This window comes from Candidatus Tisiphia endosymbiont of Nemotelus uliginosus (assembly GCF_964264835.1).
GTDB lineage: Bacteria > Pseudomonadota > Alphaproteobacteria > Rickettsiales > Rickettsiaceae > Tisiphia.
In genome coordinates, this window is the sequence record NZ_OZ183485.1 from 527,910 (window position 1) to 551,713 (window position 23,804).

General features: G+C 33.8%; 18 protein-coding genes and 1 tRNA gene. 6 read left to right on the plus strand and 13 right to left on the minus strand.

Annotation, left to right across the window (positions count from 1 at the left end):
- The first annotated feature begins 446 nt into the window (after window positions 1-446).
- Window positions 447-926 (plus strand): DUF6314 family protein, encoded by a 480-nt coding sequence (locus tag ACFELV_RS02330; RefSeq protein WP_375326582.1) that lies wholly within the window; start codon window positions 447-449, stop codon window positions 924-926.
- A 350-nt stretch (window positions 927-1,276) separates the two neighbouring features.
- Here the strand turns inward: ACFELV_RS02330 and ACFELV_RS02335 are convergent, their stop codons facing one another.
- The gene (locus tag ACFELV_RS02335) at window positions 1,277-2,014 is read right to left on the minus strand and encodes a Bax inhibitor-1/YccA family protein (RefSeq protein WP_375326583.1); all 738 of its coding nucleotides are present in this window, start codon (window positions 2,012-2,014) and stop codon (window positions 1,277-1,279) included.
- Window positions 2,015-2,229: 215 nt separating this feature from the next.
- Here ACFELV_RS02335 and ACFELV_RS02340 point away from each other — a divergent pair.
- The 4 genes from ACFELV_RS02340 to queF all read left to right on the plus strand — a co-directional run bounded on the left by ACFELV_RS02340 (window position 2,230) and on the right by queF (window position 5,948).
- Window positions 2,230-2,313 (plus strand) — tRNA-Leu (locus tag ACFELV_RS02340).
- Between the two features lie 134 nt (window positions 2,314-2,447).
- Window positions 2,448-3,203, plus strand: a complete 756-nt coding sequence (locus tag ACFELV_RS02345; protein WP_375326584.1) for an outer membrane protein assembly factor BamD — start codon at window positions 2,448-2,450, stop codon at window positions 3,201-3,203.
- 5 nt (window positions 3,204-3,208) lie between these two features.
- Window positions 3,209-4,900: a DNA repair protein RecN gene (gene recN, locus ACFELV_RS02350; protein ID WP_375326585.1), complete on the plus strand. Its 1,692-nt coding sequence runs from the start codon at window positions 3,209-3,211 to the stop codon at window positions 4,898-4,900.
- A gap of 226 nt (window positions 4,901-5,126) precedes the next feature.
- Window positions 5,127-5,948: an NADPH-dependent 7-cyano-7-deazaguanine reductase QueF gene (gene queF, locus ACFELV_RS02355; protein WP_375326586.1), complete on the plus strand. Its 822-nt coding sequence runs from the start codon at window positions 5,127-5,129 to the stop codon at window positions 5,946-5,948.
- A gap of 49 nt (window positions 5,949-5,997) precedes the next feature.
- Here the strand turns inward: queF and ACFELV_RS02360 are convergent, their stop codons facing one another.
- The 6 genes from ACFELV_RS02360 to ACFELV_RS02385 form a co-directional block, all read right to left on the minus strand.
- The gene (locus tag ACFELV_RS02360) at window positions 5,998-6,204 is read right to left on the minus strand and encodes a hypothetical protein (protein WP_375326587.1); all 207 of its coding nucleotides are present in this window, start codon (window positions 6,202-6,204) and stop codon (window positions 5,998-6,000) included.
- A gap of 227 nt (window positions 6,205-6,431) precedes the next feature.
- Window positions 6,432-7,355, minus strand: a complete 924-nt coding sequence (locus ACFELV_RS02365; RefSeq protein ID WP_375326588.1) for an MFS transporter — start codon at window positions 7,353-7,355, stop codon at window positions 6,432-6,434.
- A gap of 91 nt (window positions 7,356-7,446) precedes the next feature.
- Window positions 7,447-9,423 carry a hypothetical protein gene (locus ACFELV_RS02370; protein WP_375326589.1) on the minus strand — a complete coding sequence of 659 codons (1,977 nt, stop codon included), beginning with the start codon at window positions 9,421-9,423 and terminating at the stop codon, window positions 7,447-7,449.
- Window positions 9,420-10,136, minus strand: coding sequence for a hypothetical protein (locus ACFELV_RS02375; protein ID WP_375326590.1), 717 nt, complete (start codon window positions 10,134-10,136; stop codon window positions 9,420-9,422). Before ACFELV_RS02375 ends, ACFELV_RS02370 begins: the two co-directional genes overlap by 4 nt.
- 14 nt (window positions 10,137-10,150) lie before the next feature.
- Window positions 10,151-11,389: a hypothetical protein gene (locus tag ACFELV_RS02380; protein WP_375326591.1), complete on the minus strand. Its 1,239-nt coding sequence runs from the start codon at window positions 11,387-11,389 to the stop codon at window positions 10,151-10,153.
- Window positions 11,390-11,712: 323 nt separating this feature from the next.
- Window positions 11,713-14,394 (minus strand): autotransporter outer membrane beta-barrel domain-containing protein, encoded by a 2,682-nt coding sequence (locus tag ACFELV_RS02385; RefSeq protein ID WP_375326592.1) that lies wholly within the window; start codon window positions 14,392-14,394, stop codon window positions 11,713-11,715.
- A gap of 1,039 nt (window positions 14,395-15,433) precedes the next feature.
- Here ACFELV_RS02385 and ACFELV_RS02390 point away from each other — a divergent pair.
- Window positions 15,434-16,441, plus strand: a complete 1,008-nt coding sequence (locus ACFELV_RS02390; RefSeq protein WP_375326593.1) for an HD domain-containing protein — start codon at window positions 15,434-15,436, stop codon at window positions 16,439-16,441.
- A 102-nt stretch (window positions 16,442-16,543) separates the two neighbouring features.
- Here the strand turns inward: ACFELV_RS02390 and ACFELV_RS02395 are convergent, their stop codons facing one another.
- The 6 genes from ACFELV_RS02395 to parE form a co-directional block, all read right to left on the minus strand.
- Window positions 16,544-16,666: a hypothetical protein gene (locus tag ACFELV_RS02395; RefSeq protein WP_375326594.1), complete on the minus strand. Its 123-nt coding sequence runs from the start codon at window positions 16,664-16,666 to the stop codon at window positions 16,544-16,546.
- 75 nt (window positions 16,667-16,741) lie between these two features.
- Entirely contained in the window at window positions 16,742-17,410 is a 669-nt protein-coding gene (locus ACFELV_RS02400) for a hypothetical protein (RefSeq protein ID WP_375326595.1), read from the minus strand.
- Window positions 17,411-17,899: 489 nt separating this feature from the next.
- Window positions 17,900-18,625 (minus strand): hypothetical protein, encoded by a 726-nt coding sequence (locus ACFELV_RS02405; protein WP_375326596.1) that lies wholly within the window; start codon window positions 18,623-18,625, stop codon window positions 17,900-17,902.
- Between the two features lie 172 nt (window positions 18,626-18,797).
- Entirely contained in the window at window positions 18,798-20,282 is a 1,485-nt protein-coding gene (locus ACFELV_RS02410) for a sensor histidine kinase (RefSeq protein ID WP_375326597.1), read from the minus strand.
- A 117-nt stretch (window positions 20,283-20,399) separates the two neighbouring features.
- Window positions 20,400-21,806 carry a S41 family peptidase gene (locus ACFELV_RS02415; protein WP_375326598.1) on the minus strand — a complete coding sequence of 469 codons (1,407 nt, stop codon included), beginning with the start codon at window positions 21,804-21,806 and terminating at the stop codon, window positions 20,400-20,402.
- Window positions 21,807-21,813: 7 nt separating this feature from the next.
- A complete protein-coding gene (gene parE, locus ACFELV_RS02420) occupies window positions 21,814-23,802 on the minus strand; it encodes a DNA topoisomerase IV subunit B (protein WP_375326599.1) in 1,989 nt (662 codons plus the stop codon).
- Window positions 23,803-23,804: the final 2 nt, after the last annotated feature.

The following is a 23,804-nucleotide window of genomic DNA, read 5'->3' on the forward strand; positions in this document are numbered from 1 at the left end:
AGTTGGTGACGTCGTTACTCGTCGCTCGCCTATTATCTATAGGCTTCGCTCCATCGCGCCTAGCACCAAATTCTCCTGAATTGACTATACCATTTCCCAAATCAGATTAATCATATCATAATATCCTTATGATTTCTAACTTTTTATTCATCAGCAATTCCCAGTAAGGGTTAAAGAGGTAATAAGACAAGGATTGTAGGCATTATTTTTCGCAGAGTTTAGGTGGAATTCGCTAAGAAAATGCCTTAGAATTAGCTAAGAAAAGGTCAGCATTTAATGAAAACACACAAGGTTTGAGGGATGTCAAAGAAATATCGCTGACTTCTTGCATAATTCTGCTTGAGATGGTAGTTTGTGTATCGATTCGGTACTTAAATCCTTATATATAGCCTTCAGATATGAGTAGTATATTATGGTTATTTTAATATCCAATCAGCAGAGTGTAAATGACAAACAAACTTATAAAAAATATATTCTATAGCTTAATAGGCACATATTCAATAAGAAGAATTTTAGGCAATAGAGGAACAGGGGAAGGAACTGCGCATTGTGCCCAATATAACCCTACAAACAAACAAGATCTTACCTTATATAATTCTACAGAAAGTAGGATATTATATAGAGAAGAATTAATCCTTAATTATTATAATAATAAAGGTAAAACCAAGGGGCTTAGAAAATATTGGTATATTCTGAGGGATAATACGATAACAAAATACTTTTGCGATGACAATGATAATACTTTATTTTATCAAATACATTTTAATGCTACTGACCCTTTGCAAGCTGAAGGAATTCATAAATGTAACTTAGACATTTATACAGCGCGCTATATCTTTTATAGTCCAAGGGCCTTTGAATTACATTACGATGTACTAGGACCCGATAAAAATTATACTATTAAAACTAGCTATATTAAAATTTAAAATACTAGAACTTAGCAAATAACACCCTGAAATCAATTGAGTATATTCACGTGCTTATTTACGTATACTATTCGTACCCGAAGGGTTGGATACGATCGAATCAACTTCAAGAAGCGCTAGGCAGTAGCAAAGCCTGAAGGCTCGCAGGCCCTTATAGATTAGTACGTTATGCCTTCAACTAGGATATGGTGGGAATATAGGGATATACTCCTCTCAAATGATTGTGCTGCTAGGCGCGATGGAGCAAAGCAGAATAGGCGAGCGACGAGTAACGACGCATGCAAATTCATATCAGAGGAGTATAGCTGGAAATTCGGTGTAATTTGTTGTTACCCCGAATTCTAGTTATATTAGTTTCTTCTATTACCTAAGAATCTTATAAGATGTAAGAATAAATTAATAAAATCTAAGTATAGGGTAAAAGCTGCCATAATTGACATCTTTTGTCCTAACTCACCGCCACCATATATAAAATACATAGATTTTATTTTTTGTGTATCCCAGGCAATAAGTCCCATAAATACCCCAATCCCAATTATAGATACCGCAAAGTATAAGGCTGAGCTTTGTAAGAATAAATTTACTAAAGAAGCAATAATAAGGCCAAATAGACCCATAATAAAGAAAGAACCTAATGAGGTTAAATCGCGATTAGTACTATAACCATAAAGGCTCATTCCCCCAAAAACCGAGGCACAAATAAAGAATGTACGGGCAATTGATTCCCCTGTATAAATTAGGCCTAGCGATCCTAGTGACATACCGGTTAAAGCTGCATAAGCCCAAAATAACACCCTAGTAGTTTCCAATTTCATCGTGCCAAAGCCCATAAAGAAATATATCGCTATCCCCACTGGCGCAAGCATTACCAATGTGCCAAAGCCTGTATTACCAACGTATCCATTAGGTGCCACGCTAAACATTAAACTTCTTAAAGGCTCAAAATTTGTAGCAAAGGCTAAAACCCCTGTAAGGGCAAGCGCTAAGGCCATGTAATTATACATCTTTAACATATATTCTCTTAACCCAGTATCATATGTTTTATTCTGTGTATCTGTAAAGACTCTTGTCTTTGTGTAATCAATCATAAGCAAACCCCATGAACCATTTTTATTTTATTAGGTTATAGTATAAGCTTCAAGCTAACACTTTTCAAGAGTATATTTTTAAAATATTTTTATATTCAACAATTCTTACTGATATTCGTTGTATTTTTAGGAAAGTTTCAGTAAATTGTTTAACATAGCAAAAAACTATACCGCTATTATTGGAGCAAATAATCCAAAGCTTGATGCACTTACGCGCCTCTGTGGTGGAATGGTAGACACGATAGACTCAAAATCTATAGCCCAAAAGCGTGCTGGTTCAAGTCCAGTCAGAGGTACCAAACTGCTAAAGCTTAAGATAAACAAAACTATGTAAATGTAAGATTAAGAACTGGCAAAATATCATTTTGTAAAATAATCTTGTATAGCTTCTAATATTTGGTGTATAAAGTAGATTTTATAACAATTAAGCCTTATGAAATTAATAACATTATTATTCTATATAATCACTGCTAGCTTAGTTTTATCTAGCTGTAAAACCAAAAAAGTAGATGAGGATTTAATAGTCCCAGTTAATGAATTATATGATGAAGGTATTGTTTTACTAGAAAAACAAAAATATTTAAAGGCTGCAGAGCAATTCTCAAGAATTTTTTATCAAGACCCAGGTAATATAGCGGCTCCTCAAGCTGAATTAATGCAATCATATTCTTTATTTTTAGCAGGCCAATATGAGGAAGCAGTTGATGTATTAACTACTTTTATTAAATTGCACCCACTACATTCCGATATATCTTACGCTTATTATTTAAAAGCTCTATCGTATTATATGCAAATATCAGATACGCAACTTGATCAGTCAAGGACATTACTGGCTAAAGAAAGTTTTGAGGAAGTGATCACACTATTTCCTAATACTCGCTACTCTATTGACTCTTCCTTAAAAATAGATTTAGTAAATGATCACTTAGCCGGTAAGGAAATGGATTTAGGGCGCTATTATCTGCAGAAAAAAAACCCAATAGCAGCAATTAATAGATTTCAATTAGTAGTGGATAATTATCAGACTACCTCTCACATATCCGAAGCACTTTATCGTTTAGTAGAAGGATATTTGATGCTAGGTCTATCTGAAGAAGCACAAAAATATGCTTCTGTACTTGGCTATAATTATCCAAATAGTACTTGGTATAGATATGGGCACATATTATTTAATCACTCTGTAAGATAATTCAGATGTTACAAAGTCTTTCAGTGAGAAATTTTATTCTGATAGACGCACTAGAAGTTGAATTTGAGAAAGGATTATGCGTAATTACTGGAGAAACAGGGGCCGGAAAATCTATTCTGCTTGATGCTATTTTATTCTCATTAGGTAATAAATTTTCAGATAACGTAATAAAAGAAGGCTATGATTCTTGCTCAGTTACCGCTACTTTTACCTTAAATGATCACTTAAAAAAATTTTTAGAACAATTTAACATCGAACATGATGGAGAATTATTTATAAAGCGTATCCAAAAATTGGGTAATCGTAAGAAATTCCTCATCAATGATCAAATAGTAACTCAAAATTCTGTTCAACAAATAGCTGTTTATTTATTTGAGTTACATGGGCAAAATAATCATACTTCTCTTCTATCCCCTATTACTCATCTAAATATTTTAGATGAGTACGGAGAGCTCTTAGAGTTAAGAGCTGAGTTAACCAAATGTTATCATGTATTACAAGAAAATATAACAGAAGCAAATAAAATTAATCAAGATAAAGAAACTATCAATCAAGAAATAGATTGTTTAGCTTTTACTATTGAGGAACTAACCAACCTTAATATGCAAGAAGGAGAAGAAGAAAAACTTATTAGTATCAGGCATGATCTGCAAAACCAGGAGAAAGAACTAACTACTACCCACACTATTTTAGGGTATCTAGAAAACCCTGAATTGTCCAATCTAATCAGTAATGCCAGGCGTTTAATAAGTCGCAATTTATCACAAAATGAAAAATTTTTATCAATTTCAGCAGATTTAGAAGATTGCTATAACAGCTTAGAAGAAGCGCAGATCAAGTTACAAAATATTATTAATACATTTGAAGAAAATGAATATAATATTGAGGAAATAGAAGAACGACTATTCTTACTACGTGCTAAAGCGCGAAAATATAATATTACTTGCGATACAATACCCCAGTTTCTTGAAGCATCTAAACAACAATTAGCAATTTTGCAAAATAAAATTAAGAATGTAGAAAATTTAGATACTAATAGGATAGAAAAATATAAAGAATATTTAGAATTAGCGAGTCTATTATCCAACAAACGTGTCACTAGTGCAAAAAAGCTCGAAATAGCGATTCAAAAAGAACTGGAACAACTTAAAATGGAAAACGCAACTTTTAAAGTTGAAATTGGCCGCAAAGATACAATATGTTTAAATGAGATGAATCAGAACATACACCCAGACCTCCTAAATATATCCCCCAGAGGTATAGACGATGTACGCTTTACTGCTTCCACTAACCCTGGTATGAAACTTGCCCCTATTGATAAAATTGCATCTGGCGGCGAATTATCACGATTCATGTTAGCCATTAAAACTTGCCTTTTTAATAAGCTATTAACTGATACTATAATTTTTGATGAAATAGATACAGGTATTGGCGGCATCGTAGCCGATAAAATAGGGGATAGGTTAAAAAAGCTTAGCTTATTATCGCAAGTCATTGTAATTACGCATCAACCTCAAGTGGCAGGCAAAGCTAATCAGCATATTTTAGTTACTAAAACCCAATATGATCAACATACTAAAATTACTATAAAAAATTTAGATATTCTTGAGCGAGAATATGAAATTGCCCGTATGTTATCAGGTAAATTAATTACTGATACTACCCTAAAAGCAGCAAAAGAATTATTAATCAACTAGGCTCTGTGAACTTTTCTACTTAATTTAATTTCGCTTCTTTTTTGCTGTAAATTAACAGAATTTTTTTGAAATATGGCCAATATTCTTGCAACAATCCTGTTAATTTTCGCTAAAAAATAATCAAAAATGTCACTTTAAATAGACAAGTTCACAGAGCCTAAGATATTTGATTATTTATAGCTTTAATGTCAGTAATAAATCCAAGCTATTAAAATAAATTATGTGTATGAACTTAACTGATTCTTTATTAGGGAAAAAAACAGAATATGTGACCACCTACGATCCTACTTTACTATTTCCTATTGCTCGAGCTTCACAGAGACAAGAATTAACCTGTAATCAAGATAATCTTCCATTCTTTGGAGTAGATATTTGGAATGCTTATGAAATATCTTGGTTAAATTTACAGGGAAAGCCCCAGGTTATGATAGGGGAATTCTATATACCAGCAAATTCTCAATATATTATAGAATCTAAATCTTTGAAGCTATACTTAAATTCTTTTAATAATAGTAAATTTGAGTCCATTGATAAGATAAAACATTTATTGTTGCAAGATTTATCTCACTTAGTGCAAGCTAAAATAAATATTACTTTACTGCCTTTGAATATTCCTTATAGATTTGAGGTACTACCTGGAAAAAATATTGACCATTTAGAAATTCAGTGTGAGAATTATCCGGCAGCTGATAAAAGCCTAATTAAATATTATAATACTCATATTGTAGAAGAAATTTATTCAGATTTACTAAGAACAAATTGCCCTATAACAAACCAGCCAGATTGGGGCTCTATTAGCATTAAATATAGTGGCAAAAAGATAGACCATGCTAGTTTGTTAAAATATATAATTTCATTCAGAAATCATAATGAATTTCATGAACAATGCGTGGAACGTATTTTTATGGATATTTACAGTATAACACGACCTGAATATCTCGCAATATATGCAAGATATACCAGAAGAGGCGGGATAGATATTTCTCCTTATCGATCTTCCGATCATAATTTTTTAATTCCCAGTAATAAGAGATTGATAAGGCAATAAGCCCACAATTCACTCTCTCTGTAACAAGATGAGTATTCTGATCCAGAATTTAATTCATTGCTAAAAACCATTTCTTCCTTGTTGGATAGCGTCCCGCTGCCTTCTCTAATTTTTCAAAGTAAAATATACCCCAACTATAGCCTATCATGACGGGTATCATCACAATTAACACCCCGTAATTACCTAAATACTTTGTTACATGAATAAGACCAAAAGATGTAATAGTATACATAATAGTCCTTGATATAGCGTACATAAAACCTACATAAGTAAAACGCTTAAAGACCGGAAAATATGTATACAAAATTGATTGACCTGGGGTTAAATCAGGTACAAAAAACATAATCAATCCTTGAATGATCAACACATCAAAAGGTGTCGTAACATTGTTCAATAAATATGGGTACAATAAGATCAAAACCCAAAAAATTATCAACCTAACCTTTAAAATGAATATAGGATAGATATAATAGCCTAAATAGACTAAGGGGAAAACCCTAGCATTTCTATCAATGCCACAAAGAAATTTTGATGAATTACTTGCGCAGCTGTATAGTGAAAATTTTCTATTAGGATATCCTGGCAATGAATAAAAGCTAAATAAAAGCAGACCGGCCAAGCACATCTTATTAAAAATAACGCCAGAGCAGTAGCATTATTCACTTCTTCTATTTGAGTCGCGTTTTCTTGCCGCATGTTGGGTTCGTCAGGAGTACCTACCGAAACTTTTTTTCGCCGTTTGGCATCAACAAATTCCGGAGTTTCTCGTAAAGCAGTCCTAGCGACGGAACCTATTAATGCTACCAATGCCCCAATCCAAAAAGCAGTACGCCAATTAAATTGATAAGTAGTGGTAAGAGAGGCAATGCCTAAAGCAGCAGTACCCCCTAAGGCAGCAAACAGGCTCAGTAGTGATACTACTGAATATTGTTGGGGGCGTTTTATAGTTTCGGTTAAATATAATTCCGCTCCTATTATTTCTCCCATTGAAGTCATACCTTGAATTATACGGCAAGCTACCATAACGCACGAGGCAGTAATACCGATTTCGTTATAAGTTGGTAAGGTAGCAATAGTCATACAAGAAATTGCCATCATAAAAGTTGTGATAACAACAGTGGTTTTACGCCCAATAGTATCACCTACCCAACCTAAAATTAATGCTCCAATAGGTCTTAATAAATAAGTAATACAAAAAGTAAAAGCTGCAAGTAACTTTTTCATATATGGAGCTGACTCAGGAAAAAATAAGTCATTTAGTAAAACAGCCATATGAATATATAACATTAAGTCAAAATATTCTAAGAATGTTCCTATGGAGAGTAAACCTATAGCTTCTTTTTGTTCTCTGGTAAGAGGATATTTAGAGATTGTATATTTTCCCTCAAGGGATATCAATTTGGACATAACTTATTGTGTACTTGTTCTGGAGTCATACTAATAAATAGCACTACTATTACTTAATAGCAACTAACTATAGTTTAAGAGTAAAATAAACCTACATAATCACACAACTGCAACAACCGCAACTGGTACTATCTGCACCTATGGGCTCAACATTTTCCTGCGGCTCTCCTGCAGTTAATAAGCGATTAAATACAGCCGGGTCTAGCAGAGTGATATTATCATCTAAATCAGTTATAGTACTATTAGTCGACCCTGTGTCTAGAGAGCGATGTCTAAATTGTTTAATAATTTTTAAAGGCTCAGCTTCTTCCAACCGTTTAACAGCCTCTGTTATGTTATTAGTTGTTAACTCTGGCTTATTACTATATTTCTTCTGATTATTTGTAATAACTTCAGCATATTTTTGAGCTACCTTAAGAACTGTGTTAAAATTAGCACGAGTCTTTAAATTCTCTACTACTTCGGTAGTAATATAGTTTTCTGAATTAATAAAAGGCATTTTTACTGTGCTACCCAATATCTCACCTATTGCTATGAATAGTTGTGTCAACTGTTCGTTTTTCTCTATACCATAATCATGGTAATTATAACATATACATGCTAAATACTCAGTTGCATCTTTCTCTCCAAGTGCCAGAGCTTCTATGAATAGCGTTGTTGCTTTTTGTAATTTATTACGAGCTATAAAGGTCTCTACTGTTGTTTGGGTATTGAATAAGGAATGTGTTTCTTCAAAGAAACTCTTTGCTTCAGCAAATATGCTAGCGCTATAGGAAAGTTTGTGAGGCAAGATACTTGCCTCTCTCTTATGCACTTTTTTCTCGCCCCCATGAGCAGCAGTCACAATACTTGTACCAACATCGCTTCCACTCGAACTAGCGGCTTGTTCATGATAGTTAGCAAGAACCGAACTATGTTCAAAATACCAATGTACCAGCTGCGTGCCAGTAATACCTTTTACGTAATCATCAAATTCTCGTGATATACTATCAAAGGCCTTATCATCGACGCCCTCTTTCGGAACGCACTTTTTAACTTCTTTGATTGTGTTGATTAAAGACTTGATTTTAGGCTGTATATTTTTAGAAACTATTGGTCTTTCATTATAGGGAATTTGAGTACATTCTTTAGGTGTTAACTTTAATGCGGCTCCATACATTAAAGTAGCCATACTTTCTAGCACAGCTCTACCTTCTGCATCTTGTTTAACTTGCATAGCTTTCATAGTGCATTTAAACAAACTCAAAGGAGCTTTTTCACTCCCTAATGCCAATGCGTACCAAAATGATTTATAGGCGTGCTCCAAGCAAATATCCACTTCTTCAGATGAAATATTAGTGTTTTCTAGCTGCGCCACTAATATTAAATCTTTTTCTCCTTGCTCTTGATATTTTTGAGCCGTATGTTTTTCGCCTATTTTTGTTAATATACTGGTTGGTTTATTAACTACAAAATTGCTGGCACACGCCCCAGAAGTAGTAGGTTGGTTCACATCATCAGGAGAAATTGGCTTATCGATTATAGGATTTAGCATTAACCGTCCTGGTAATTCGTCATTGAATTCTCTTTGTGCTTCAAATTTCATAACAGCAGTAATCATAGCATCCTTGTCGGGATAATGCGCACTAATTTTTTGGATAATCTTAACCCACTTAGCTGCTTCCTCTTCAATCTGATTATAATTTGCTTTAGTTTTGATATTAGGGATTATCTCATCACAAGCTTTATCCCCAAGCATACTGCCCACAGCAACTAACAAGCTCCTCTTCTTTTCTATCTCTTCTTCTGGCATTATTCCTTGTCGCTGTGCCCATTCTTTCCACACCACCGCCATCCCAACCGCTGCTTCTGCCTTACCGAATAATAATGATTCTTGTAAGTGAGAATACATTATTGTATAAAACTGTAATAAATCTGACACTGGTAGGTTAGCAGTAAATGAGGCATTCACCAAGTCCAAAGAATGCATGTATAAGTTATTAGCTGTTATTAATATTTTACCTTCTAGGTCGATATATCGAGCTGTTGTTTGTTGATCCGTTTTCATTAGCATTGCCTCCTTACTCATACCTTCCTCCCAATACTTTTACTGACACTTTTACTCGATACTGGGGTATGTGGTGGTTTCGCATGTGACGTAGGAGGGTTAGAAAATCCTAACCCCGATCCCGATCCTGAAGCAGCTGACAAATGGTTCCTAAGAGTAGCTGCAGTAGCATTATCTACTTTGTGGTCAACCCTAGTAGCAACTAGGGGATCTAACATTAACTGTCCTGGTACTATTTTGTTGAATTTTGTGTGTGCTGTATGGAGTTTATTAGCAGTAATCACAATATTCTTGCTATCCTTATAATGCTTGGTATTCTTGTGTATACCTTTAACCCACTTTTTTGCTTCCTTTTCAGCATCCTCAAGGGCTTTTGCAGAGATGCTGTCCTTGAATCGTGCTTTTTCTTCAACCTCTGTTTCGTCACATAACTCGATGGCCACAGCCATTAACAAGCGCCTCTTCTTTTCTCTCTCGTCTGGCGTTACATGCCCTTCTAGCGTTGCGAATTCGGTCCATGCCACAGACATTCCAAGCGCGGCTTCTGCCTTACCGAATAATAATGATTCTTGTAAGAGAGAATACATCATTCTATGAAACTCTATGCTCTCTTCCTTTGATTTGCTGAAACGATCTGTTGTTATTGCGTCCTTCAACATGCGTGCACAATACTTAAACAAGCTATTAGCTGTTCTTTCCTCTGACTCTATATAACGTTTTTCATCTCCGCTCATAATGTATCTATTGATTATATATTGATATCACGTCCTTTTTGCTCACCACTTCTAGGGGTAGGTGTTGCCACTTTACTCACTGATGATACTTCATGACGTTTTACATGCACGCCAACATTTAGATTGCGTCTTATCTGATTTGCAGTATCTTGAGGATGGGTAGAGGTATTTTGAGATTGCCTATCCCCACACTCTTTAGTAACGTCATTTGGTACATGAGGGAAGTTTTTAGGCGATCTACCTTCTTGCAATAAAAACATATCTAGAAAGGTTTGTTGTGGATTTATACCACTAATATTACCATCCCGTAAAGCTTTGTTTTGCTGTTCATATATATCCGCCAAAACACCAGGGGGACCTGGTGGCTGCCCTTTATCTCTAGCACTATTCAAACTCTCTTTAAACTGAGCTAGCTTTTCTGCGATTTCCAAATCATTTTGTTTAATTTTCTCAATTTTCTCATTCGCCTCTTGTTTGATCTGTGCAGCTTTACTAACAGTAGGCCTATCAACGTTATCAATCTCTTCTTTCAAACGTTTTGCTTGTGCTATTTTGTTTAATAAAGCTGGTGATGTAGTATTTGGTGAGGTACGTTGTTCTAGGGCAATTCCCTCCTCTAGTTGACGGAGGGAAGCCTCCTTGCCTTTCAAATTTAACTGCGCCTTACTATGATGTGTATTTGCGGCAACTAAGTGTTGATAGGATCGCTGTTTTTTTTCGTGGTCTTCCTTAATTTGTTCATCAGTCTTGAGTAGCTCAGCTAGCTTGCGTATTTCATCTGGATGATTGTAGTCTACCTTCCCTTGCTTATAATCTTCGAATATTTTGTCCAATTTATCATGCTCTTTCACTTTAGCGTGCATATAAGTGTCAATCTCTTGTTTGAAAATTTCATGATTGTTTTGTAATCTAATACTTTCGGCAAGTAAAGCTTCAGTCACAAGTTTTGCTTTCTCCAATTCTTCTTCTAGGCGGCGTTCTTCTTCAGCTTGTTTTTGGGCTACTATTTCTCTATCTGCAATTTCTTTCCTCACAGCCTCTTTAACTTTCTCATCTGCCGTCATTAATAAGTCATCTATAGAATTAGCAAGAGTAATTCCCTGTTGATTCGCTTCAATCAATAAAGCCCACACCTTGTCTATAACGCTGCTTACATCACCTGACCTATAATTCATTTGACTTAGGATCTCTTTCAGCTCTTGTTTAAGCCTTTTTTCTAATTCTGCTGTTTTTTCAGATTCTATCGTTGCCATTATTCTATACTTAATATTTTATTTATCACTTTAGGTTTGAGCTATATAGTTAAAATTAGAGCATAGTTTAACTATAATAGTCAACCCCTTTAAAAGTAATTATGATAAAGATTTTTCGGTTTATAAGGATAATTTTAGATTCTATATTAATATGAGAACAGTATAATAGTTAATATTTATTTAGCTTCTCTCTGGGATTTTAAGGAGTTTATAGAGCATTCTTCTTATATTCAGAACTGTGGTAATATTGTCTCTAACTATTTAAGCTATAGGGTGAATATCATAATTGATATTCACCTAATCTAAAATTTACCCTACAAAACCTAGAACATAAACTTAAAGATTATAGCTCCTTGATGACTATAATATTTTTTCCCCACATAATAATTATATTGGGTAAATAATTTAATATTGTTTTTTTCATATAATATACTTGCCCCTATATTATAGCTAACTTTGGGTAATTTTGGTACGTTAATCACTTGGTGGGTATTATTATTAATATAAGTAACTTTACTATGTACTGTCTTATTCTTATTGAAGAAATTTTGCTCGATAGAGCCATGCAATATTAGTTTTAAAAGTCCAGAATTAGTGCTATATAAGGAAGGGGTTATTACCTTGGTGCCAATAATTCCTGTTAAACCACTATCTTTATTAGCAGCAATAGAGAAGCGATATGTTCTTATATTACTCTCAATATAGGGGCCAGTTTGATAATAGCCATATCTCATCCCGATATAGGGCATAATAACTATAGTAGGAGTAAATATTTTATAATTTATCTTTGTTCCAGCATTATAGAGAGTATTATTATACTTAGAACGACAATCAGATTGAACATGTGCAATATTACATACAGATTTGTTGATAATATAGTTACGTACGGCGGTAAGAATGCTGTGTATACTCCAAGCATTGCTGCACTCTTTATGATGATATAATGTTACACCATGATTTCGCATTAAAATCTTCTTGTTATTCCTATCGTTCAATTTAAAACGAAAATGCATAGTATGATACGCAATACCAAAAAATTCTTTCCTATCAGTTAGTTCAGCATCAAAACCAATAATAGCACCATAATTACTCCCCTGATAGCTATGCATAGTTTGTAGTGTACTAAATCTATTAGCCCCGTATAAGCTGCTAATCCATAAACCTTTCTGTATATTAGCGTTTTCGTTATCTCCCGCTGCGACAATATTTACTAAATTTATTCGGTGATCAACTATATTATTAATCAACATATTATTTACTAGCTGAGTTATACGCCCTAGCAATAACGTATTACTAGCATTGATTATCCGGTGAGATAGTTCATTTGAGTCAATAATATCAGTAGACTGCCTCATAGGGAAAGCGCTGGCTGTTAATTGTGGGGCTCTTATGGGATCTGTAGTATTATTGGCAATAATCTGTACGTGTGATGGTTCGCTTTCTCCTTGCATAGACGGTGGAAGTAAGGTAGCAGATGGGCTAGTCACATTATTTACATTAGTAACTACATCATTTAAATTACTCTCTCGCAAGGGATCGTCTCGCTGTAGAGGCTCATTTACTTCCTCCTCAATATCAGTAATTTTTTTTGCTTGTTCTGATATATGCCCCCCCAGGTCCATATCCGCATTGGTCTGCACAATAGATTGAAGGGTAGCGGAAAAAATATTTCCTGTTTCTTTTAGTTCTTGAGCAAGAGTTATGCCTTTTATTGGTGATAATATTGGTTCTGCTAGCCCACTATTTTGGAAGGGGTGGAGAGTATCTTTATTCTTGTTAGGAGTAGAAGATAATGGCGCAGAAGATAATAAAGAAGTTTGGGCAGATGAGTCTTGTGAATCTAAACTAGAACCTTGATGTACATCTAATTTGTTCCCATTAAAACTTGAATCTAGATTCAAGTTTTCACCTACACTTAAGTATGATGGGGCCTTGAGCGAGAAGTCCCCTTCCAATTCCTTACTAGATTCACTAGCAGCAAGATCCGACGGTGGTTTACTAATACTAGAAGTGTCATTAAATTCGAGCTTTTGTGGCAACTCATCAAAAGACAAATCTGGTGATTCTGGGTCATGAGTTATGCTAATAGTAGGAATAGTAGGACGAGCCAATTTTTCTCTATCAGCTAATCTAGGATCACTGATATTATAAAGTTTTCGTATTATTTTTTGTTTTTTCTTTATTTTTCTTACAGTTTGCTGTTGTTCTTTGTCCAGAGCTTCATACTGGCTTAGAAGGGACTCTTTCTCTTTTAATTCTTTTGTTACAGCCTCATATTCGGCTTGAATATTTTTTATTATACTATTATCTACTATACTAAGATCACCATAAATTGGCGCATTATTAACGGCTTGTTGTTCTTCTTGAGGTAAATACTCATCATTGGTTATCAATTGTTCTGTGCGTATTAATTCTTCCTTCTGGTGCTCGTATTGCTGAACTTGTTGCTCTAATAATTCTATATCAAATTGCGAGGGATCGTGTTTATATTGCTCGTAATATTGCTGCTCTTCTACAGTCATAACAGCAGGGACATTACCCTCCTTAATAGAGTGTATTATTGATAACTTTTTTTGACATATAGTTTGCTGCGTCATAATAGATTCAAATTCTTGATGTAAGTTAGCCAAAGTTTGTTCAACCTGCTGCTGGGGTGACAAATATATCTCTCTGTAGGGGGCGCTATGTTGAGATTGGTATTTTGCGATGCCTAGTTTCTTATTCAGCTGTTCCAAATCATTATAGAGGCTTGCTGTGTATTCTTTTACATACTGCAAGGGATGTTGCTGCACTGATAATGCCTTCAATTTATCCTCTAATTTTTTTAGCGTTGTTTGGGTTTGGGAAATTTTTTCTTCTTTGTTATTTACCGTGATTGATACATCTGTACCCGAAGAGAAAGAATCCATAGCTCTAGCTTCTGAGGCATAAGTTAATGACATCATCATACTTACCCATAACAATACTCTTGCCCTTAAACCTAACTTATATGACTTTACTAACACTTTATTTTCTTACCTTATTAACATATTTGCTTTACTGTTCACCTTACCCCATGTCTAATGCAACTAAATTTACTAGCTCACTGTTAGCAAAGCTTTGAAATTGGCAAGCTAAGGGGTCTTGTAGCACAAATTAGAGCAATTTTTGTTGTAGTAGTTGACTTTAATTCAAAAAATTATCTAAAAAAAACAGCGTTGTTAACAGTGTGGTAATATCAGTAGAGCATAAAAATGCGGCTATATTAATTAGACAAAAATTCAAAAAAGTATGGAGTATAGTAGCAAGTCTACTGATATCTTTCATAGATTTTTGTGAAAGTTTTTTGTCCTCCCAAAGCTAGCCTGTTAGCTTTCATTTTGATAATATGGGGGATGACAGTGGAGCTGGGAGCTAAAAACATGCAAACAATCATGCCCTATCACCTTTACGCAGAAAAGCGCTATTATATAGTGATAAGACTCCCAGCATCAGCTCAGGAGTCCGATATTACAGTTCGGAAAAACTGTTGTTTGTATGGTTTTTTAGCACCAGAGTTTGTAACTCTAATAGAACTCATAGAGTTAATTATAATTAATTTAAAATTAAATTAATTATAATTAACTCTCTATGTTAGCTGTTCCTTTAATTAATTTTAATTTAACTATTGACGAGCTTTACAATTTCTATTATCGTTAACAATCCCGGTACTAAAAACACCATACAAACAACAGTTTTTCCGAACTGTAATATCGGACTCCTGAGCTGATGCTGGGAGTCTTATCACTATATAATAGCGCTTTTCTGCGTAAAGGTGATAGGGCATGATTGTTTGCATGGTTTTTAGCTCCCGGCACCAATATATTCACAGTGAAAACTACATATTCTAGGTGTTGTTGACAAAATTCGACTGTAGAAACCAAGAATAATAATATCATTATTATTCTTGGTATTCTCTGTGAGTATTTTTTATCCTAATGCTATCTGTCTACTTGCTTCTGAGTAAGATCAATGCCCTAAACTTAGCAAAAAGTTGCATAATTCAATATTAAAAATATTACATTTATGCTTACTACAACTATTGTTAAGCTTAATGCAAAAAAATTTCAAGAAGCGCTAGATTATATTATTGCTCGTGGTAACTATAGCGTTTATCTACTTGAAATAGCTGAAATTCTGCTAGAAATTCATCCAAATACTAGTACCCTTATTGCAGGCTTATTATCTACTACTTTAATGACAGAAAATTTGTCTAATACTACCTTCCAGATACAAGAAATTTCCAATAATTTTGGGCAAGAAATAGCCAATATTGTAGAAGTGGTTATTAAATTATCCACAATTAATTATTTACCTTATAATAACACTCACACACAAAAATTTTGTACCTTACTATTGTCGATGGTCGAAAAAAGGGGAGTAGAAGTATTATTTATTAAGCTAAGCTATTTATTACATAACATTAGTGTCTTTAACTTAACCCCCTCACCTAAGCGACATATTACCGCGATTTTAGAAATCATGGAAATATATATACCATTAATGGAAAAAATTCAGTTAAAAGAAATTGCCGATGAGTTGCAGGAAATTTGTTTAATACTGGTACAACCCGGAAGTAAAGAATATATTTTAAGACGCCTATATACAATCTTTGGTAAAGATGTAAAAGCTTCGGTATATAAAACTATTTATGTATTACATAATAATTTAAGGGTAGGAGGTATTAAAGCTAAAATATTCGGTAAAATTAAAATTTCCTACTCGATCTGGTTAAAAATGCTACAGAAAAATATCGATATAAAACAATTATACGATATTCTGGCCTTTAGGATAATAGTTAATGATTTAGAACAATGTTATAAGGCAGTTGAGATTATATATCATCAATATCCAGTGGTTATAGAACAATTACAAGATTATATACGCTTTCCAAAACCTAATGGCTATCAATCCTTACATACTGTAGTTGCAGGGCCAGAGCAAAAAAATATAGAAATTCAAATACGAGCTCCCAGCATGTGTGAGTATATTCAGCATGGGGCGGGCTCTCACTACCAATATCAAAGAAAATAAATCTTCTTTATCAAATTTATTTTCATATGATAAATTATATAAATTTAGTAATATCTACATTAAAATAATGGTAACACTTTCTCTATTAATAAGCAAAGCCATCTATACGTCATTATTTAAATCACCAACTAAATTTGCATCAATATTGTCTCTTCGTATATCAAGTTCTGCACCTGCATCTAGTACATAACCTGGCGTACCTTCTCCGAGATCTGACTTCAACAATACCTTGTTTGATTTACCTTCCTTTTCATCTACAAAACTATCAAACCCTAGAAAATTTATGGCGCCTAAACCTAATCAAACTGTTCCTAACAATTCAATTATTGCTGGCTTTATTGTATTAGCTGACGATGGGCTATCACCTATTGGTGCTTTTAAATTACATTGAATTCTTTTGGCATAAGCAGGATTATTATGTTTAATTATTGCTACTGTGTCATCTTGATTAGTTTGAGTAATAGTTAGTTCTTGAGGGTCAGGAGTCCATTCATGGAGTTTTGCATCAACAAAACCCACTTTTTGCGCTGCATTACATGGTTGATTAAAACACTGATAGGCAATTCGAAATTCTCGTTGATTAGGGTCAAAACTTTCTTCGAACTTTAGACAGTTACCATTTTTTAAAGTAAATTGTTGAATAGTTTCAGACTCGATAGAACGTTCTAATCTTATTAAATTGTGAACATTTTTTGGTTCTACCGTATTTGTCATACTAAGATCTGAATCTATAGAACGCTTTGATCTAAAAGTATTATCCTCCACACCTAGTGCACTATTATTTACTACCGATAGCACTGTTGCTAAAGATAATAGAGCAGCTGCAGGAGGATTATGAGCTACATCTCCTTTTAGCACGACAGGTTTAGCATTTAGCATCTTCTCTATCTCATTGTGTTTTGGTGAATAATAGTTATTTTTCCTAATGCTATTAATAAAATCTGTATGGTTGTATTGACGTCCTGTCATAAAATTATCTCCTTTAGCTATTATTAATTAAACAATTTATTAACAACTTATTTGCTTACTTGATAAAGTGTTAACACTTCATGCTCATAAAAGTACTACAAAAAAATATAGCTAAATGCTAACAAATAAATAAATAAAAATAAAGGGGATTTTAATATAACTCCGAATATGCATGAAAGTATGTAGGAACAGGTGGGCTATAGTGGGGAATCGCATCCCCTAAGTATGCAACGTGTTGCTAAACATATAGCCTGCGGTATTTAGCTGGTGACACTTGATTTTGCAGGATTTTTGTTGTGCTCACGTATTCTCTATACTGCTTTCGCAACCTCACCTTTAAATCCAAGTGTGTGATTTATATACCTTATTACAACAAGAATGTAAGACAAAGTAGTGTCTAGTTGCTCGCCTATTATCTATAGGCTTCGCTCCATCGCGCCTAGCAGCAAAATCATCTGAGAGAAGTTATAATAGGGGTGAATTACTCAATCAATTCAACATATAAGTCTTGTTATTGCACAAAAACCATTGTTCTGTTATTTCTTTAGCCCACATTTTTTTTAACATTAATTCAGGATCTTTATAGTGTTTTGAGTATAACCTGAGATTATCTTTAGTTAAGGCCATTTTAGATATTTGTTTAATCATCTTGACAGCGCCTGCTGCTGCTTCATCAGTTAATGTGAGACAAACTGAAGATAGTAAGTAATCCTGATCTACCTTCACTATACGACATCCGATAATATTACCTATATCCATATTTTGACTGCCTAATACATCTTGTACGATAATAGGCTGCTGTTTACTCTCAATCATATTGCTTACCGTAATAATCTTGCCATTTTGGATAGCTTTTACTTGGTAAAGATTCATATACGAGTCTCGTAGACCTAGTAAATACTTTCTCTCAAGATCATTGAAGGAACCTTCTTGCGTTTTTAACAAGTGATCAATACAATTCCAATGTTTTTTAGTTATACGATGTGGATATTCGTTACTTAGAAAAAACTCCGTTGCACAGCAAAAAAGAGAATTGGCAAGCTCGCTATCAATTTGATTAAGTATTTCGTTACTATTAATATCTGTTAATATTTCGTCAAAATTATCAGGATCAATTATCTCACTGATAAAACTACCAACAGCATTATTAAAGAGTTGTGAGTACTCTTTCTTAAGATTTTGTATTACTGGTACTATTTGATCAATTTTTATCATGTAATTCAGTATAGGTAATAGTGATGATTAAAACCATTTCAGATTAGTTGCATCAGGTAATTTGGAGTCATTACACCACAAAAAGGACTTGAGGTCAATATATCCTTTATCTAATATTATAACATGTTTGAACTTTGTCAAAAGTTCTTCCCGCAGCTTAATCAAGCTCTGGCTAAGTAATCAAAGGAAAATTTAGAGTGACAGTGGTCCCTTGGCCCAATTTACTTTCTATAGCAAAGTTTCCATTCATTAATTCTACCAACTTCCTAGTTAAAGGTAAACCAAGACCTGTACCTTCATATTTTCTAGAGTCGATATTATCAATCTGCCCAAATGTCGACAATACTTTCGGAATATCTTTCTCATCAATTCCTATGCCTGTATCTTGAACTTGTAAATATATTAATCTCTCAAATTCATTTTTCTTCGCTATCACTGTAACGCGCCCTCCTTCTTTGGTAAATTTAACCGCATTAGATAATAGGTTTAATAATACCTGCTTAAGCCTTTTAGGGTCTGCGTTGATAATTATATGAGTTTTTGGTAATTGTTCAATTAACTCTACTTTTGCTTGTATTGCCCTGGGGCTAATCAATCGCAAAGTTGAAGATATTAACTTATTTAAGTCTAGTTCTATATATTCTACTGTTAATTTATTAGCTGAGGCTTTGGATAAATCCAATATATCGTTTATTATGCCTAGTAAATGTTTACCTGCATTATGAATATCTTTGATATAGTTGGGGTGTTCTTTATTACACTCTTCAGACAACATGATTTCCGAAAAACCTATAATAGCATTTAAAGGGGTGCGTAGTTCATGGCTTACATTCGCAAAAAATTTAGTATGAGCGGAGCTTTCGTTTCTGACTTTAGTTACCGCCTCCTCTAATGTTCTGTTTACTTCAAATTGCTGATCTATAATTTTTTGAGCATATTGAATATTACTCATCACTATTGTCAGCAAAATAATTAATATAATAGCAAAAGTTAGCACTACCTTTTTTTCTAGATGAGCGATATTAGCCCAAAGAGTAGTAATATCAGTATTAATTTCTAATACCCCATCAACAGGAGGATTATCTATTCGCAGATCTATGATCGGGATATAACTAGTAATGATAGATCGTTTCTCCCCTTTATTAGAATCAGTTTTTTGCACTATAGCGTTAGGTATTAATACATGTGTAGTGATACCAGCAAACGCTTTATTAAAAGCCTTTTCTACAATTAATTCTTTTAAAAAATACCTATCAATCTGGTGAATAATTCTTTGATATATATTATCATCAGGAAAATATTTATAACTTGTTATCCTGGTAGGAGAGCTAGTAATCACTTTATTGCCTTGAAGGTCGTATAAAGAAATATTAGCATTGAGATTAACAAACGTATTAGTTGAAGTAACAGCAAAATTAATAAAATCTTGATCTTGCAACAAATTGATATAGCCGATAGCATGTATCTTATCTATCGCTTTTCTATTGAGATTCCAAACATTTTGGGTATATATATCAGCTATTTTTATATTAGCTGCTCCTACTTGCTTTAAAATCATTTCTTCAATAATAAAGTAACGATAATAAATCATATTTACTATAATGTTAACAAACAACCCAACGAATGCCAACCTAACAATATGTTTATTTTGAATCATTAGATTTCTCTAAAAGTTTTAGGTTCTTATATTATCTTGTTTAAAAGATTCAAAGTGCCTTGCATCTTTTGCACAAACCTAATATTCATTACTATTTATGAGCAAAAAGGCAGCTAGTTAATGGTTTTGAGTACTAATTTGTGCATTCTGGTTATTTATTAGAATTAAACCCATAATCAAATCATAGGCTCTAGCAAACTGATAGTCATTTTTATAAAGCTCCTCCCCTGAATTATTAATAGATTTTAATTCTATCTCTTTAGTATTATTTTTACTATCTTTACTATCTTTAATATTATCTAACTTGCTAGGAATTTCTTTACCGGTATTTACTTTTTCTATTTTTTTATTATCATTTTTTAAATAATTTTTTAATGACGCTTCAGAAAATCTTTTTTCCGGTTCTGGAACATTTAGATATTCAACTTTTGCTCTTTCAACAACTATATCTGGCTCTATACCTTCTGCTTGGATTGAGCGATCATTAGGAGTATAATATTTAGCAGTAGTAAGTTTTACTGCAGCTCTCGGATTGATTTGAGTGAAACTTTGTACTGAACCTTTACCAAATGATTTAGTCCCAAGAATTATAGCTCTTTTGTGATCTTTTAAAGCTCCCGCCACAATTTCTGACGCGGAGGCAGAACCACCATTAATCAGCACTACCATAGGAACATGCGGAGCTTTTTCGGCCAATTTATTACTGGTAAATACTATATTGCTGTTTTTTGTGCGTCCTTTAGTAGAAACAATTACTCCGGAATCAATAAAATATTCGCTCACAGCAATAGATTGCTCTAATAAACCCCCTGGGTTGAAACGTAAATCTAGAATAATACCCTTGATACCAGTTTTGCTTTCATTATGTAACCCTTTCATAGATTTCTTCAATTCGGCAATTGTATGCTTGTTAAAGGTTGCTATTCTTATATAAGCAATATTATTTTTTTCTAAATGTACTTTAACTGGCTTGATAGTAACTATTTCACGTGTCAGCTCAATTTCCTGGGGTTTCGTTTCATTTTCTTTGATTACTAATAATTTGACTTTGGTACCAGGTGCCCCTCTTATTTCTTTAACAGACTTGTTAAAACCTAAAGTTGAGACAAAATCATCATTAACTTTGACTATATAATCGCCAGTCTTAATACCTGCTCTATAGGCAGGGAGATCATCAATAGGGGAGATGACCTTTATATCCCCTTTATCATACATTATTTCCACCCCAATACCGCCAAATACTCCTTTAGTTTGATTAAGGAAATCCTCTAGATCCGCATCGGTAAAATAGCTGGAATGCGGGTCCAAAGAACTTAACATTCCTTCTATCGCAGCATCAGTCATTTTTTGTTTGTCGGGTTCTTGGACATAATCCTTGTTAACACGCTCAAAAACTTCTTGAAATTGCTTAAAATAAACAGAGTTTGGTAGCTCTAGATGACGGATTTGTTCCTCTTGTGCCCATGCTACATTACAAAAAATCAAAACATATGTTAATAATATTGTCTGTAAACCGCGTCCCATAATGCTCCTAAATATCAAGATTGTTTATAATTTTATCCATCTTAGTTAAAGCCTGCTCATGAATAAACTGAAAGCGCTTCTCCGGTCTTTTACCCATCAGATCTTCTACTATATTACCAACATTCTCAAAATCATCTATAGTAACTTGTAGCAGTGATCTATTTTTAGGGCTCATTGTGGTTTCTTTTAATTGAGCTGGCATCATTTCTCCTAAACCTTTAAATCTGCCAATTTCTATTTTGGCTCTATTAGTAGTAGTTAATTTATTAATTAAGGACGATTTTTGCTGCTCATTTATTGCGTAGTAAGTTTTGTTAGCTTGAGTTATACGATAAAGTGGGGGTTTAGCAATATATAAATGTCCTGAAGCAATTAATTTCGGCATACGTAGATAAAAAAATGTCATTAATAAGGAGGCTATATGTGCCCCGTCTACATCGGCATCTGTCATGATTATGATCTTTTCATATCTTAAATTTTCTCCTTTATAATTTTTAAGACTACCACATGCTAAAGCAATTTCTAGATCTTGAATTTCTTGATTGTGAGTAATTTTGTCTAAAGTAGCATTCGCTACGTTCAAGATCTTACCTCGAAGAGGTAATATTGCTTGAGTTTCTCTATCTCTTGCCTGTTTAGCAGATCCACCAGCTGAATCACCTTCAACTAAAAATAATTCAGTACCTTGAGGAGTAGACCTAGTACAATCTGCCAACTTACCAGGTAACCTTAATTTTTGGGTAGCGGTTTTGCGGGATATATTTTTTTCATTGCGCTTGTTAACTCTAAATTCTGCAATATTGATTAGATGTTCTATTAGAATATTGGTAGCTGATTTATTGCTACTTAACCAATGATCAAAATGATCTTTAATAATGTTTTCTACTATTTTATTCACTCCCAAGGACACTAATTTTTCTTTAGTTTGACCTTGAAATATTGGATCTTGAATAAAAACTGACAGTACTATGGAAGAAGTTTCAAGTATATCTTCAATAATTAAAGCTGCAGTTTTCTTATTGCCGGTCATTTCCCCATAATCCTTTATCCCCCTTAATAACGCTAGCCGCAGTCCTTGTTCATGCGTTCCTCCCAGCGGAGTAGGAATAGTATTACAATATGATTGCATAAAATTTCGCTCTTCGTTTGTATGCCAAGCAATTGCCCATTCTACTTTTACATGGTCTTGTTGCCAGTGAATATTACCCCAAAAAATGTCCTCCCGCACCAAAGTATGAGGATTTATTTTGGACAGCAGATAATCTGTCAAGCCATTTGGGAAATGTATTAAAGATTTTGTAGGGACATCGTCTTTAGTGATCACCTCACATTCCCATATTATCGTTACTCCTCTATATAAATAAGCTTTTGACTTGGCTAACTCATATACTTTTTGTGGGATAAAGTAATTATTTGCACCAAATATCTCAGGGTCAGGATGAAAATTTATTGATGTACCTTTAAATTTTTTTGCTACCTCTTCACTAGTCAAATCATTTAACTTTTGGCCTTTAGAATAAGATTGCTTATATAATTTTCCTTCCTTATAAACTTTCACTTCTAGGTGGTCGGATAACGCATTAACCACTGAAATACCAACTCCATGCAATCCTCCTGCTGTTTGATATACTTTGTTGGTGAATTTACCACCAGAATGTAGTTGAGTTAAAATTACCTCCAGGGCAGATTTACCTGGAAATTTTGGATGGTTATCTACCGGAATTCCTCTACCATTATCCGCAATAGTAATAGTATTATTAGCATGCATTTTGATAGTTATTATATCAGCAAAACCAGCCACTGCTTCATCCATAGCGTTATCTAACACCTCGGATACTAAATGATGCATAGAATTTTCATCTGTGCCACCGATATACATACCAGGTCTTTTACGAACAGGTTCTAAGCCTTCTAAGACTTCTATGTCCTTAGCGCTATAGGAGCTATTATTTATTTTTGATTTTTTTTGATTGGTAAAATTAAATAAATCAGACATAT